This is a genomic window from Mesorhizobium sp. EU05-FHT14A09 (assembly GCF_058790995.1).
In genome coordinates this window covers 86,473-101,374 of the sequence record NZ_JBYTDF010000002.1, presented here as the reverse complement: position 1 = coordinate 101,374, position 14,902 = coordinate 86,473, and the positions used below count along the sequence as shown (strand labels likewise).

Annotated in this window: 12 protein-coding genes and 1 riboswitch; of the genes, 11 read left to right on the top strand and 1 reads right to left on the bottom strand. The window is 61.4% G+C overall.

Annotated features, from left to right (window positions below):
* The first annotated feature begins 87 nt into the window (after positions 1-87).
* Genes AC3WTO_RS07805 through AC3WTO_RS07790 form a run of 4 tightly spaced genes read left to right on the top strand, consistent with a single transcriptional unit; the run spans position 88 to position 3,606 of the window.
* Positions 88-1,008, top strand: a complete 921-nt coding sequence (locus tag AC3WTO_RS07805; protein WP_492460142.1) for a metal ABC transporter substrate-binding protein — start codon at positions 88-90, stop codon at positions 1,006-1,008.
* Positions 1,005-1,904 carry a manganese/iron ABC transporter ATP-binding protein gene (locus tag AC3WTO_RS07800; protein ID WP_492460141.1) on the top strand — a complete coding sequence of 300 codons (900 nt, stop codon included), beginning with the start codon at positions 1,005-1,007 and terminating at the stop codon, positions 1,902-1,904. The genes AC3WTO_RS07805 and AC3WTO_RS07800 overlap by 4 nt, the downstream gene beginning before the upstream one ends.
* Positions 1,901-2,761, top strand: a complete 861-nt coding sequence (sitC, locus tag AC3WTO_RS07795; RefSeq protein ID WP_492460140.1) for an iron/manganese ABC transporter permease subunit SitC — start codon at positions 1,901-1,903, stop codon at positions 2,759-2,761. The genes AC3WTO_RS07800 and sitC overlap by 4 nt, the downstream gene beginning before the upstream one ends.
* Positions 2,758-3,606: a metal ABC transporter permease gene (locus tag AC3WTO_RS07790; protein WP_492460139.1), complete on the top strand. Its 849-nt coding sequence runs from the start codon at positions 2,758-2,760 to the stop codon at positions 3,604-3,606. The genes sitC and AC3WTO_RS07790 overlap by 4 nt, the downstream gene beginning before the upstream one ends.
* A 21-nt stretch (positions 3,607-3,627) precedes the next feature.
* Here AC3WTO_RS07790 and AC3WTO_RS07785 read toward each other — a convergent pair whose 3' ends face one another.
* Complete coding sequence (locus AC3WTO_RS07785; RefSeq protein ID WP_492558409.1) at positions 3,628-4,092, bottom strand: Fur family transcriptional regulator; 465 nt, start codon at positions 4,090-4,092, stop codon at positions 3,628-3,630.
* Positions 4,093-4,246: 154 nt separating this feature from the next.
* On the opposite strand from AC3WTO_RS07785, the gene metH reads away from it, so the two are divergent.
* The 7 genes from metH to AC3WTO_RS07750 all read left to right on the top strand — a co-directional run bounded on the left by metH (position 4,247) and on the right by AC3WTO_RS07750 (position 14,775).
* A complete protein-coding gene (gene metH / locus AC3WTO_RS07780) occupies positions 4,247-8,044 on the top strand; it encodes a methionine synthase (protein WP_492460137.1) in 3,798 nt (1,265 codons plus the stop codon).
* A 67-nt stretch (positions 8,045-8,111) separates the two neighbouring features.
* A riboswitch (cobalamin riboswitch) is annotated at positions 8,112-8,317 on the top strand.
* Between the two features lie 115 nt (positions 8,318-8,432).
* Positions 8,433-9,680, top strand: coding sequence for an aromatic ring-hydroxylating oxygenase subunit alpha (locus AC3WTO_RS07775; RefSeq protein ID WP_492460136.1), 1,248 nt, complete (start codon positions 8,433-8,435; stop codon positions 9,678-9,680).
* Between the two features lie 10 nt (positions 9,681-9,690).
* Positions 9,691-10,791: an FAD-binding oxidoreductase gene (locus AC3WTO_RS07770; protein WP_492460135.1), complete on the top strand. Its 1,101-nt coding sequence runs from the start codon at positions 9,691-9,693 to the stop codon at positions 10,789-10,791.
* The gene (locus AC3WTO_RS07765) at positions 10,788-11,066 is read left to right on the top strand and encodes a hypothetical protein (protein WP_492460134.1); all 279 of its coding nucleotides are present in this window, start codon (positions 10,788-10,790) and stop codon (positions 11,064-11,066) included. Before AC3WTO_RS07770 ends, AC3WTO_RS07765 begins: the two co-directional genes overlap by 4 nt.
* 53 nt (positions 11,067-11,119) lie before the next feature.
* Complete coding sequence (locus AC3WTO_RS07760) at positions 11,120-12,349, top strand: aromatic ring-hydroxylating oxygenase subunit alpha (RefSeq protein ID WP_492460133.1); 1,230 nt, start codon at positions 11,120-11,122, stop codon at positions 12,347-12,349.
* 140 nt (positions 12,350-12,489) lie between these two features.
* Positions 12,490-13,680: a formaldehyde dehydrogenase, glutathione-independent gene (gene fdhA / locus AC3WTO_RS07755; protein WP_492460132.1), complete on the top strand. Its 1,191-nt coding sequence runs from the start codon at positions 12,490-12,492 to the stop codon at positions 13,678-13,680.
* Between the two features lie 120 nt (positions 13,681-13,800).
* Positions 13,801-14,775 carry a GlxA family transcriptional regulator gene (locus tag AC3WTO_RS07750; RefSeq protein WP_492460131.1) on the top strand — a complete coding sequence of 325 codons (975 nt, stop codon included), beginning with the start codon at positions 13,801-13,803 and terminating at the stop codon, positions 14,773-14,775.
* The last annotated feature ends 127 nt before the right edge of the window (positions 14,776-14,902 follow it).

Sequence of the window (14,902 nt, the reverse complement as noted above, 5' to 3'; positions counted from 1 at the left end):
GCCGATCACAGATTATTATTGCAAACAATTCTCATTTGCATCAAAGGTCGAGTGCAAATGAGAATTATTCGCAATAAGGAGGCGTTTATGCACGATGGGAAGAGACGGTCGATCCTGGCCGCAACGATAGGCATTGCGATCGCTGCCGTTCTTGCGATTGCGCCGGCTGCGGCAAAGGAAAAATTCAAGGCCGTGACTACCTTCACGGTTATCGCCGACATGGCCAAGAATGTCGCCGGCGACGCCGCGATTGTGGAATCGATCACCAAACCTGGCGCCGAAATCCACAACTACGCGCCGACACCGGGCGATATCCAGCGCGCGCAGGGTGCGAAACTGGTCCTGTGGAATGGCCTCAATCTCGAGCTGTGGTTCGAGAAATTCTTCCAGAATCTGCATGACGTGCCGAGCGCCGTCGTTTCTCAGGGTGTCGAACCGATGGGCATCGTCGAGGGCCCTTACACCGGCAAACCCAATCCGCATGCCTGGATGTCGCCGAAAAACGCGCTGATCTATGTCGACAACATCCGCGACGCTTTTGTCACGAACGATCCAGCCAATGCCGACACCTATCGGGCCAATGCGGAAGCTTACAAGCAGAAGATCGAGGCGACGATCGCTCCGATCCGCCAGAAGCTCGAAGAGATCCCGCAGGACAAGCGCTGGCTGGTGTCGAGCGAAGGCGCTTTCAGCTATCTCGCCCGCGATTTCGGCATGCAGGAACTCTATCTTTGGCCGATCAATGCCGACCAGCAGGGAACACCGCAGCAGGTCCGCAAGGTGATCGATACCGTCAAAGCGAACGGGATCGTCGCGGTCTTCAGTGAAAGCACGGTATCCGACAAGCCGGCGCGGCAGGTCGCGCGCGAGACGGGTGCCCATTATGGCGGCGTTCTCTACGTCGACTCGCTGAGCGAGGCCGATGGGCCGGTGCCGACTTACATCGACCTGTTGCGCGTCACCTCCGACACATTGCGGCAAGGCCTGGCCGAGGGGCTCTCGCAATGACGGCTGCATTCAAGATCGTCGCCCAGCCGGTTTCACCGGCTGGCATCTCCGTCAGGGATGCGACCGTCACCTATCGCAACGGCCAGACCGCGATGCGCGATGCCAGCTTCGAGGTGCCGACCGGAACCATCACGGCGCTGGTCGGCGTCAACGGTTCGGGCAAGTCGACCCTGTTCAAGGCGATCATGGGCTTCGTGCGGTTGGCCAGGGGCAGCATCCAGGTCCTGGGCATGCCCGTCGCCGAGGCATTGCGCAGGAACCTGGTCGCCTATGTGCCGCAAGCCGAAGAGGTCGACTGGAATTTTCCGGTGCTGGTCGAGGATGTCGTCATGATGGGCCGCTACGGTCACATGAACATGATGCGCATTCCGAAGGCTGCTGACCGTGAGGCCGTTTCGGCGGCTCTCGCCCGCGTCGGCATGTCTGAATTCCGCAAGCGCCAGATCGGCGAATTGTCGGGCGGGCAGAAGAAGCGGGTCTTCCTGGCGCGCGCATTGGCCCAGGACGGGCGTGTCATCCTGCTCGACGAGCCGTTCACTGGCGTCGACGTCAAGACCGAGGACGCCATCATCGACCTGCTGCGCGCCTTGCGCGGTGAGGGGCGTGTCATGCTGGTCTCGACCCACAATCTCGGCAGCGTTCCGGAATTCTGCGACCGCACCGTGCTTTTGAAAAACACCGTGCTGGCCTCCGGTCCGACCGCGGAGACCTTCACGCAGGCCAATCTGGAGAGAGCCTTCGGTGGCGTGCTGCGCCATTTCGTGCTCGGCGGCACCGGATTGCATGAGGACAACGACCAGCGTCGCCTCGCCGTCATCACCGATGACGAGCGGCCGCTGGTCTTTTATGGCGAAAGCGGGTCGATGCAGCCGCAGGTGAGGGAGGGCAGCGAATGAGTGTGCTACTCCTCGAGCCATTCGGCTACCGATACATGCTGAACGCCATGTGGGTTTCAGCGCTTGTCGGCGCCGTGTGCGCCTTTCTGTCCTGCTATCTCATGCTGAAGGGCTGGTCGCTGATCGGCGACGCACTCTCGCACTCGATCGTGCCAGGTGTTGCTGGCGCCTATATGCTGGGGTTGCCGTTCTCGATCGGCGCATTCTTCTCCGGCGGTCTCGCCGCTGCGGCAATGCTCTTCCTCAACCAGCGCACCAAGCTGAAGGAGGACGCCATCATCGGGTTGATCTTCTCCTCCTTCTTCGGGCTCGGCCTCTTCATGGTGTCGCTATCGCCGACCTCCGTGAACATCCAGACCATCGTGCTGGGCAACATCCTTGCCATCACGCCCGAAGATACGCTGCAACTGGCCATCATCGGCTTCGTCTCGCTGGCCATATTGCTGGTGAAATGGAAGGACCTGATGGTCGTCTTCTTCGACGAAAGCCATGCCCGTTCGATCGCCCTCAACCCGGCTGCACTCAAGATCATGTTTTTCACCTTGCTGTCGGCATCGACCGTTGCCGCCCTCCAGACGGTCGGCGCATTCCTGGTGATCTGTATGGTGGTGACGCCGGGGGCGACGGCCTATCTCCTGACCGATCGTTTTCCGCGCCTGCTTGTGATCGCCGTATTCATCGGGGCGGCCACGAGCTTCGTCGGCGCCTATGCCAGCTACTTCCTCGACGGCGCGACCGGCGGCATCATCGTGGTGCTGCAGACGCTGATCTTCCTCATCGCATTCTTCTTCGCACCCAAGCACGGCATGCTGGCGGCGCGGCGACGGGCCGCCGAGGCACTGGAAAGGACGGCATGATCATGTTGGACAGCTTGCTTGCTCCCTTCCAGTTCGACTTCATGATCAACGCAATGGCGATCGCCGTTCTGGTTGCGGTTCCTACGGCATTGCTTTCCTGCTTTCTTGTGCTCAAGGGCTGGTCGCTGATGGGGGATGCGATCAGCCATGCCGTCTTTCCCGGCGTGGTGGTTGCCTACATCATCGGCTTGCCATACACGGTCGGCGCCTTTGCTGCCGGCATGATCTGCGCGCTCGCCACCGGCTTTCTCAAGGACAACAGCCGTATCAAGCAGGACACGGTCATGGGCATCGTGTTTTCAGGCATGTTCGGGCTAGGCCTGGTGCTTTACGTCAAGATCCAGTCCGAAGTTCATCTCGACCACATCCTGTTTGGCGACATCCTGGGCATCGGGCTGCGCGATATCGCAGAGACAGCAGTCGTTGCGATGATCACTGCCGGCATCATTGCGCTCAAATGGCGGGACTTCCTGCTGCATGCCTTCGACCCGGCGCAGGCGAGAGCCGTCGGGCTGCGAGTCCGGGTGCTGCACTATGGCCTGCTATGCCTGATCTCGCTGACCATCGTCGGCGCGCTGAAAGCAGTCGGCATCATCCTTGCCATCGCCATGCTGATCGCGCCGGGAGCCATCGCCTTCCTGCTGACCACGCGTTTCAGCGTCATGCTCTGGCTGTCGGTCGTGATTGCGGTGGGCGCGTCGCTGCTCGGCGTCTATCTGTCCTTCTTCATCGACAGCGCGCCGGCGCCGACCATCGTTCTGTTGCTGACGATCCTGTTCATCGCGGCCTTCCTGGCCAGCACGATGCGGGCTGCGCGAGCAGAAACCAACCGTGCCGGCATTTAGATACCGACACGTTTGTCATGACTATGTCCGGCTCCGCTTCAGGGGCCGGACATAAATTTCGAGCCTGTGGCTGACGATGGTGAAGCCATGCTTGCGGGCGATCTCTTCCTGCAGACGCTCGATTTCCTCGGAGTGGAATTCGATCACGCTGCCCGTTTCCACGTCGATGAGGTGGTCATGGTGCTCGCGTGGCGTGGTCTCGTAGCGCGCCCGGCCATCGCCAAAGGTATGACGCTCCAGGACACCTTTCTCGCGCAGCAGGTTGACCGTGCGATAGACGGTCGCCAGCGAAATCGTCGGTTCGATCGCTGTGACACGGCGGTGCAGCTCGACCACATCGGGATGATCGCTCGAATCGGACAGGACCTGCATGATGATTCGCCGCGGGCCGGTGAGTCTCAGTCCGAATTCCCTGCATAGGTCCGCGATGTTCCGTTCCAACCTGTATTTCTCCCGCTTAGCTTCGGCGTTGCAGGCTTCGCCCATTTCTTCGCGCATCCAGTCCTATCTCAGATGCGTCGCATTCGCAAAAAAACAGCAGACATCGCGCAGGAGTTAAATTGGCCTGCATGTTGACATAAAGATGTCTTTATGTGATTGAGTTAAGCGACGTCGTTCCTGGAATGAAGAGTGTCGCAATATGTCTTCGGTCGATGAACTCTTCGGCCCGCTGTCGTCGCGCCCTGACGGCTCGGAAATTCTCGCAGCACTGGAGGCTGCCGCGCAGGAGCGCATCCTTGTGCTGGATGGTGCGATGGGCACCCAGATCCAGGGTCTCGGTTTCGGGGAAGATCATTTCCGCGGCGATCGTTTCGGCGGTTGCGCCTGCCACCAGCAGGGCAACAACGACCTGCTGATCCTGTCGCAGCCAAAGGCCATCGAAGACATTCACTACGCCTATGCCAAGGCCGGTGCCGACATCGTCGAGACCAACACCTTCTCGTCAACGTCGATTGCACAGGCCGACTACGGCATGGAGGACATGGTCTACGAGTTGAACCGCGACGGTGCGCGGCTGGTGCGGCGCGCCCTGCGCCGGGCGGAGCAGGAGGACGGCAGGCACCGTTTTGTCGCCGGTGCGCTAGGACCGACCAATCGCACCGCATCGATCTCGCCGGACGTCAACAATCCCGGCTATCGCGCTGTCACGTTCGACGACCTGCGTCTCGCCTATGGCGAGCAGTTGCGTGGGCTGATCGACGGCGGCGCCGACATCATCCTGATCGAGACGATCTTCGACACGCTCAACGCCAAGGCCGCGATCTTCGCCTGCGAGGAGATCTATGCGGAGAAGGGCGTCCGGCTGCCGATCATGATCTCCGGCACGATCACCGACCTTTCCGGCCGTACGCTGTCCGGTCAGACGCCGACAGCTTTCTGGCATTCGATCCGCCATGCACAGCCTTTCACGATCGGCCTGAACTGTGCGCTCGGGGCCGCCGCGATGCGACCGCATCTGGCAGAACTTTCGGCCGCGGCCGATACCTTCACCTGCGCCTATCCGAACGCCGGGTTGCCGAATGCCTTCGGCCAGTACGACGAGAGCCCGGACTTCATGGCTGCGCAGGTCGAGGAGTTCGCGCGCGAAGGACTGGTCAATGTGGTCGGCGGTTGTTGCGGTTCGACGCCGGAGCATATCGCGGCGATCGCCGAAGCGGTTTCCAGACATGCGCCGCGCAGCCAGCCGAAACGGTCGCCACGCATGCAGCTGTCCGGCCTGGAGCCGTTCACGCTCACCAAGGACATTCCCTTCGTCAATGTCGGCGAACGCACCAACGTCACCGGCTCGGCCAAATTCAGGAAACTGATCACCGCCGGCGACTATGCGGCTGCCCTCGACGTCGCCCGCGACCAGGTCGCCAACGGTGCTCAGGTCATCGACATCAACATGGATGAGGGCCTGATCGATTCGCAAAAGGCGATGGTCGAGTACCTCAACCTTGTCGCCGCCGAACCCGATATCGCCCGCGTGCCGGTGATGATCGATTCCTCGAAATGGGATGTCATCGAGGCCGGGCTGAAATGCGTGCAAGGCAAGGCGATCGTCAATTCGATCTCGATGAAGGAAGGCGAAGAGGCCTTCCTGCATCACGCTAGGCTATGCCGGATGTATGGCGCTGCCGTGGTGGTGATGGCCTTCGACGAGGTCGGACAGGCCGACACGAAGGCGCGCAAGGTCGAGATCTGCACGAGGGCCTACAAGCTGCTCACCGAGCAGGCCGGATTTGCGCCGGAAGACATCATTTTCGATCCCAATGTCTTTGCCGTCGCCACCGGCATCGAAGAGCATGACAATTACGGCGTCGACTTCATCGAGGCGACGGGCGAGATCGTCGCGACGCTGCCGCATGTCCATATCTCCGGCGGCATCTCCAATCTTTCCTTCTCGTTCCGCGGGAATGAGCCGGTGCGGGAAGCCATGCATGCCGTGTTCCTCTACCACGCCATCCAGCGCGGCATGGACATGGGCATCGTCAATGCCGGGCAATTGGCGGTCTATGAATCGATCGATCCCGAGTTGCGCGAAGCCTGCGAGGACGTCGTGCTCAACCGCCAGCCGAAGGTCGGCGGCACGGCGACCGAGCGCATGCTCGAGATTGCCGAGCGCTACAAAGGCACGGCCGGCAGGGAAGCCAAGGAGAAAGACCTCGCCTGGCGCGAATGGTCGGTCGCAGAGCGGATTTCGCATGCGCTGGTCAATGGCATCACCGAATTCATCGATGCCGACACGGAAGAGGCGCGGCTGAAGGCTGAGCGCCCCCTGCACGTCATCGAAGGCCCGTTGATGGCTGGCATGAATGTCGTCGGCGACCTGTTTGGCGCTGGCAAGATGTTCCTGCCGCAGGTGGTGAAATCCGCCCGTGTGATGAAACAGGCGGTCGCGGGATTGTTGCCGCACATGGAGGCCGAGAAGCTCGCCAATGCCGCCGCTGGCATCGACAATGGCGAACGCCAGAGCGCCGGCAAGATCCTGATGGCCACTGTGAAGGGCGATGTCCACGACATCGGCAAGAACATTGTCGGCGTGGTGCTCGCCTGCAACAATTACGAGATCATCGATCTCGGCGTGATGGTGCCGGCAACCAAGATCCTGGAGACGGCGCGCAATGAGAAGGTCGATGTGATCGGCCTTTCCGGCCTCATCACCCCATCGCTCGACGAAATGGTGCATGTGGCTTCGGAGATGGAGCGCGAGGGGTTCGACATCCCCCTGCTGATCGGCGGGGCAACGACCAGCCGCGTCCATACCGCGGTCAAGATCCATCCGCGCTATCACAAGGGACAGGCCGTCTACGTTACCGACGCCAGCCGCGCCGTTGGCGTCGTCTCGAGCTTGCTCTCGCCCGAAATGAAGACGGGATATGTCGACACGATCCAGGCGGAATACCTCAAGGTGACCGAAGCGCATGAGCGCTCGGAGCGGGAAAAGCAGCGACTGCCGCTGGCCAGGGCACGTGCCAACGCACACCGGGTCGATTGGACCGGCTACCAGCCGCCGAAACCGTCCTTCCTCGGAACCAGGGTGTTCGAAAACTGGGACCTTGCCGAACTTGCCCGCTACATCGACTGGACGCCATTCTTCCAGACATGGGAACTGAAGGGCCGCTACCCCAAGATCCTCGAAGACGAAAAGCAGGGGCCGGCCGCGCGCCAGCTGTTCGATGATGCGCAGGCGATGCTCAAGAAGATCATCGAGGAAAAATGGTTCGCGCCGAAAGCCGTTATCGGCTTCTGGCCGGCAAACACGGTTGGCGACGACATCCGGCTTTTTGCCGATGAGGGCAGGGAAGGGGAACTGGCCACTTTCTTTACCTTGCGCCAACAACTGACCAAGCGGGACGGCAAGCCGAATGTCGCACTTTCGGATTTCGTCGCGCCCGCGGACAGCGGCAGGCCCGACTATATCGGCGGCTTCGTCGTGACGGCCGGTATCGAGGAGGTCGCCATCGCCGAACGCTTCGAGCGGGCCAATGACGACTACAATTCGATCCTGGTGAAGGCGCTGGCCGACCGTTTTGCAGAAGCCTTCGCGGAGCGCATGCACGAGAAGGTGCGCAAGGAATACTGGGGCTATGCCGCCGATGAGAACTTGGCGCCCGACGAACTGATCGGTGAGCCCTATCGCGGCATCCGGCCAGCGCCCGGTTATCCGGCCCAGCCGGATCACACCGAGAAGGTGACGTTGTTCAACCTGCTGGATGCCGAGGAGAGGATTGGCGTTCGCCTGACCGAAAGCATGGCAATGTGGCCCGGCTCGTCGGTTTCCGGGCTCTATCTGGCACAGCCAGAGAGCTACTATTTCGGGGTCGCCAAGGTCGAGCGCGATCAGGTCGAGGATTATGCGCAGCGCAAGGGCATGGGCGTTGCCGATGTCGAGCGTTGGCTTGGGCCGATTCTCAACTACGTGCCTGCGCCATTTGCAGAGGCTGCCGAGTAATCGCAGCCTGTCGCCTTTGCACTGCGCCGATGTCGCTTTCGTCATCGCACCGGCGCGGCGTCCGTGATCAGATCGTGATGTTCAAGGTGCTCTGCGGCGAACCATGCCGCAGGGATAATTGGGAAGCCGGTTTGATGCCGGCGCTGCCCCCGCAACGGTAGCGAAGCTTCTGTCTCGACGACAGCCACTGGGCGAAGGCTTGGGAAGGTGTCGAGACGGGTCCGCCAAGGACAGCTTCGGAGCCCGGAAACCAGCCGTGGACTTTTTGGAACTCGACTGATCGCGGTGGGCGGTCAAGAGGCAGAAAGCCGTGCGCCGGTCGAAGACCGTCCAACATGGCCATCTACCCTCCATCACCACCAGTTCAGTCCTTTGACGAGGACAGGACATGGACACACGTCATGAAATGCTGAAGCTCATTCGCTCCAGGCGCGATGGCTTCTCGCTGGAACAGCCCTTCTACACCGATCCGGATTTCTTCAAGCTCGATATGGAGTTGATCTGGTACCGCGACTGGCTGTTCGTCGGTCATGACTGCGAGATCACCAAGCCCGGCAGTTTCTTTACTGTCCAGATCGGCGCCTATCCAATCGTGCTGGTGCGCGACCGCGAGAACAAGATCCGCGCCTTCCACAATTCCTGCCGCCATCGCGGCAGCCGCGTCTGCACCGTCGACAAGGGCACCTCTGCCCGGCTGGTCTGCCCCTATCACCAGTGGACCTACGACCTCGATGGCAAGCTTTTGTTCGCCCGGCAGATGGCCGAAGGCTTCGACCGTAACGACTACGGGCTAAAGCCGGTCGCCTGCGAAAGCGCCGGCGGCTACATCTTCGTCTGCCTGGCCGACCAGCCGGCGGACTTCGCCCCCTTCCGCCAGATGATGGAGCCCTATTTCCTGCCGCATCGCCTGGCTGACGCCAAGATCGCCTTCGAAAGTACCATCGTTGAAAAGGGCAACTGGAAGCTGGTCTGGGAGAACAACCGCGAATGCTATCATTGCGCGGGCAACCATCCGGAATTGTGCAAGACCTTCCCGGAAGCGCCTACCGTGACCGGCGTCAACGGCGTCGAGGACGACCCCGAGTTGCTGGAGCACTGGGCGCGCTGCGAGGCCGCCGGGCTGCCTTCACGTTTCGTCATCGATACGGCTGGTCAGTACCGCACGACACGCGCGCCGCTGCTTCCACACGCGGTGAGCTACACCATGACAGGCCAGCGCGCCGTGCAGCGCGACCTCTCCGACGGTGTCGCCACTGATCGTATCGGCACCCTGATGCTTTACCATTATCCGACGACGTGGAACCACATTCTCGGCGATCACGCGGTGACGTTCCGCGTTCTTCCCATCAGCGCCACCGAAACGGCGGTGACCACCAAATGGCTGGTGCACAAGGATGCCGTCGAAGGTGTCGACTACGACCTGCAGAACCTGATCCATGTCTGGACGCTGACCAATGACGAGGATCGCCGCATCGTCGAGGAGAATGCCTTCGGCATCAACTCGCCGGCCTACCAGCCGGGGCCGTATTCCGAATTGCACGAAGGCGGCGTCATCCAGTTCGTCGAGTGGTATGCGCGTTTCATGGAGCCTCGGCTGACCGAGGGCGAAAGACCTGCGCTGCGCAGCGTCGCCTGAGGCCACTGCAATGAACGCCGTTACGAGCATCCACCTCTATCGCCATCTCGACGAGATGGCGCCATGGAACGATCGCCTGCAGGTGCTGGAAGTGGCCGGCATCACCGATGAAGCGCCCGACGTGAAGACGTTCACCTTCCGCTCGGATGCGCAGACCTGGTTCCGCTACAAGCCGGGCCAGTTCATCACGCTGGAGCTGCCGACGGCCGAGGGGCCACTGATGCGCACCTACACACTGGCCTCGTCACCGTCACGACCGCTTTCGATCGCCATAACTGTCAAGGCGCAGGCCGGCAGCGTCGGCACGCGCTGGATGTTCGACAATCTCAAGCGGGGCTCGCGCATCAAGGCACGCGGCCCAGCCGGTGATTTCTCGCATCACAACCACCCTGCCGCGAAATATCTCTTCGTTTCGGCCGGTTCCGGCATCACCCCGATGATGTCGATGCTGCGCTGGCTGAACGACTGTGCGCCATGGACGGACATCGCCTTTGTCAACTGCGCCAGGCGGCCGGAAGAAATCATCTTCCGCAAGGAGCTTGAGCTGCTCGGCGCCAACATGCCGGGGCTGTCGCTCGGTTTCATGATCGAAGAGCGGTCCAGCCGCGAAAGCTGGTTCGGGCATATGGGGCGGATCGATGCCGTCAGGTTGCCGCTGCTGTCGCCCGACTTCCATGAGCGCGAGGTGTTCTGCTGTGGACCGGATCCGTTCATGCGCGCCGTGCGCGGCATGCTTGAAGCCGCCGGCTTCGACATGGCCCACTACCACCAGGAGAGTTTCGGTGCTCCTCCGGCGGAGGTCCTGCCACCGGACACGACGGAGGCTGGTGCTGCAATACCGGTAGAGACGGCCGTGCTGGTGCGTTTCACTGGCTCCAATGTCGACGGGCACTGTGTTCCTGGCCAGACGGTGCTGCAAGCGGCGAGGGCCAGTGGCGTTCGCATCTCGGCGGCCTGCGAGTTCGGCCTGTGCGGCACCTGTCGCGTCAGGAAGGTCTCGGGCGACGTCGAGATGAACCACAATGGTGGCATCCTCGATGAGGAGATCGCCGACGGCTACATCCTCGCCTGTTGTTCAAAGCCGCTCACCGCGCTGGAGATCGAGGCATGACCATCCGCGACGACGAGAAGACTGTTGTGGCGCGGTCGCGAAAGGTCGACCGCATGATCCTGGCCGCGATCTCTCCGCTGCCGCCACCGGAGGAGGTCTTTGCCGACTGGCTGATGTCCGTACCGGCCGGCATCAGGCTTGAGATCGCCGCACAACGACAGATCGAGCTGATCGACCGCCGTGGATCGATCCCCCCAGACGTCATCGTGCTGCGCAGCCTTCTGGCGGCTGTTGCCTGCTCGGACGATTGGCCAAGACCTGTCCCCAATCTTTGAAGATTTGGCTCAGCCCGCGCCAACCCTGCCAAGCCAACGACGAGTAGCCAGCGATGAGCATAGCGCACCTCCAACAATCATCTCCTGCCGATGACGTGATCGGCGACCTGATCACAGCGCATCGGCAGGGACATGGCCTTGCCCGCCCGTTCTACATGGATCGCGCGATCTTTGAGCGTGACATGGAGCGCCTGTTCCGTCGGCACTGGCATTGCCTGGCTCACGGCAGTGTCATCCCCAACTCCGGCGACTTCGAGCTGTTTCGGCTCGGTGACGAGCAGATCATCCTCACGCGCGCGGCCGATGGCGCGATCCACGCCATGCTCAATGTGTGCCGGCATCGCGGCGCGGAGGTCTGTACCAAGCCGAAAGGCAATGCACGTTTCTTCGTCTGTCCCTATCACGCCTGGACCTACACAAATGACGGATCATTGCGTGCCGCGCGCCTGATGCCGAAGGATTTCGACCGCAGCGCCCACGGGTTGAAGAAATTGCACGTTCGCGTCGCTGCCGGGCTTGTCTTCATCTCCTTCGCCGAGACGCCGCTCGACTTCGACCCGATCGAGCAGTCGCTGCGCACCAGCTGCGGCCAATATGGCTGGGGTGAAGCGAAGGTCGCGCATCGCGAACTCTATCCGCTACAGGCGAACTGGAAACTGGCGGTCGAAAATTACGTCGAGTGTTATCACTGCGGACCGGCGCATCCCGAATATTCGCAGACCCATGCGCTGGAGCAGCCACTCGAGATGATCGAGAAGCTCAACCAGGCGATGGAGGCGCGCACCTGCGCGCTGGGCATCGAGGTCGTCAGTGGCGATCGCTGGCAGAATTCGGCAACGGGGCAGGAGGCGATCCACACCTTCCGTTACGCGCTTTATGACGGCGTCTCCACCGGTAGCCGGGACGGCACGCCGGTGGCGCCGCTGATGGGCCGCTTCGCCGAATATGATGGAGGGGTCACCTCGATCCATCTCGGCGGCACGACGTTCCTCGTCTGCTACCCCGATCACGGCATGATCTACCGCTTCATCCCCAAGACGGCCGATACCTGCGAAATGGAGTTGATCTGGCTCGTGCGCGGCGACGCCGAGGAAGGCCGCGACTACGACCTCGAAAAGCTGACCTGGCTTTGGAAGGTCACCACTGAAGAGGACAAGAAGATCATCGAACACACCGCGTGCGGCGTGCGCTCGCACTACTTTGTGCCCGGCCCGATCGCGCCGATGGAGCATAACGAGCTTCGCTACATCAACTGGTATCTGGAGGAAATCGGGCGCCGTTAGAGCGTTTCCGTTTCTCACGGAAACGCGGAAACGCTCTAACTCTTTGTTTTCACGCAATTCCGGACGGAAAACCGTTGCACACTTTTCCTGGAATTGCCCGTAGCGAAAAACTTGGCGGGAAGTCCAACAGGGAGGATAGGATGAGCAGAAACAGAGGCGTGGTCTATCTCGGACCGGGCAAGGTCGAAGTCCAGGACATCGAGGACCCCAAATTCGTGGCACCGGATGGCCGACGCATCGAGCATGCCGTGATCCTGAAAGTGGTCTCCACCAACATCTGCGGCTCCGACCAGCATATGGTTCGCGGACGCACGACTGCCGAAGCAGGACTGGTCCTTGGCCATGAGATCACCGGCGAGGTGATCGAAAAAGGCGGCGACGTCGAAATGCTCGAAGTCGGCGATATCGTCTCCGTGCCCTTCAACGTGGCTTGCGGACGTTGCCGCTGCTGCAAGGGACAGGACACCGGCGTGTGCCTGACCGTAAATCCGTCCCGCGCCGGCGGCGCCTACGGCTATGTTGACATGGGCGGCTGGATCGGCGGGCAGGCCCGCTATGTCATGGTACCCTATGCTGACTTCAACCTGCTGAAGTTCCCCGATCGCGACCGTGCCATGGAAAAGATCCGCGATCTCACCATGCTGTCCGATATCCTGCCGACCGGCTTCCATGGCGCCGTTCGCGCCGGCGTCGGTGTCGGCTCTATCGTCTATATCGCCGGTGCGGGACCGGTCGGCCTGGCGGCGGCCGCGTCGGCCCGTATCCTGGGCGCTGCCGCCGTCATGGTCGGCGATTTCAACAAGGAACGGTTGGCCCACGCAGCCCGGGTCGGGTTCGAACCCGTCGATCTTTCCGCGAGCGACCGGCTTGGCGACATGATCGCTGAAATCACCGGCTCCAACGAAGTCGATTGCGCGATCGACGCAGTCGGTTTCGAAGCGCGCGGCCACAGCGGCGGCGAGCAGCCGGCAATCGTGCTGAACCAGATGATGGAGATCACCCGTGCTGCCGGCTCGATCGGCATTCCCGGGCTCTATGTGACGGAAGATCCGGGCGCCGTCGAAGCTGCGGCCAAGCATGGCAGCCTTTCGCTGCGCTTCGGCCTGGGATGGGCCAAGGCGCTATCGTTCCATACCGGACAGACGCCGGTGCTCAAATACAATCGGCAATTGATGCAGGCCATCCTGCATGACCGCCTGCCGATCGCGGATATCGTCAACGCCAGGGTGATCTCGCTCGAGGACGCAGCACGAGGCTACGAGAGCTTCGATCACGGTGCTGCCGTCAAATACGTGCTTGACCCGCATGGCGATATTTCGAAAGCTGCCTGAGTGGGACGACCAAAAAGGGTCGCAACGGTGGTGCAAGCCATGGGAAAACCGGAAGCCTGCACCACCCCCTGATGGCAAACCGGCAGCTGCCGGGGTTTGTTCGAGCCTGGAGATTGATCCATGAATTCCCCGGCGAAGCTGCGCGTGGGTTTTGTCCTTGGCCGCTCTTTCACTTTGTCGGCCTTCGCGCTTTTCATCGACACGCTCCGATTGGCGAGCGACGAACTGGATCGATCGGGACGTGTGACCGCCGATTGGCATGTGCTTGCAAGTTCGAAGAATCCGGTGAAATCGAGCTGCGGCGTACAGGTTGTGCCGACGTCCGGGTTTGTGGAGCCTACGAATTTCAGCCACATCGTCGTGGTCGGTGGTCTTCTCAACGTCGAAGAACCTGTCGATGCTGAGACGGTGCGCTATCTGCGTCGCGCAGCCGCTGCGAATGTGCCACTCATAGGCCTGTGCACCGGTACGTTCATTCTTGCGGAGGCGGGGCTCATGAAAAAACATGAGTGCTGCGTCAGCTGGCTGCATGCGCGTGATTTCCAGGATCGCTTCCCCGATCACGTCGTTCGTTCGGACCGGATATTTCATCTCGATGAAAGCCGTGGCTCCTGTGCAGGCGGCAGCAGTGCCGCCGACATGGCTGCGCTGATCGTGCGCAGCCACATCAGCGAGGATGCCGAACGCAACGCGCTGGAGGTGCTCCAGATCGACCACGCTCGTTCGCCGCTCCATCTTCAGGCGCGGAGAACCTTTGCCGATGAAGCCGAAGACGTGCGCATCAAGGCGACACTTCTGGCGATGGAGCAGCACATAAACGATCGCATCCCGATTGTTCAGTTGGCGCGGCAGGTCGGCGTAAGTCGTCGCCAGCTTGAGCGCCTTTTCAAGGAAAAGGCGGGGATGTCGCCGGCAAATGCCTACAAGCGCGTAAGGTTGATCCACGCGAAAGCCCTGGTTGCGAACACCGATGCCTCGATGCTGGAAATAGCGCTGGAGGCGGGATTCGAAAGCGCTTCGCACTTCGCCAGGACCTTCAAGAAGTTCCACGGCCAGAGCCCGTCGGAGCTGCGCACAGCGGCGGTCCACATCTGACGGGAACGTCGCGCGAAACCGTAATGGCGGGTTCGCGGGATTTGTTGGCAGGGGCGCGAGAGCCGCCCGGACGCCGCTATGGCATGGTTGAGATATCACTCATGCCATCGACGGGTTCGCCGATCGA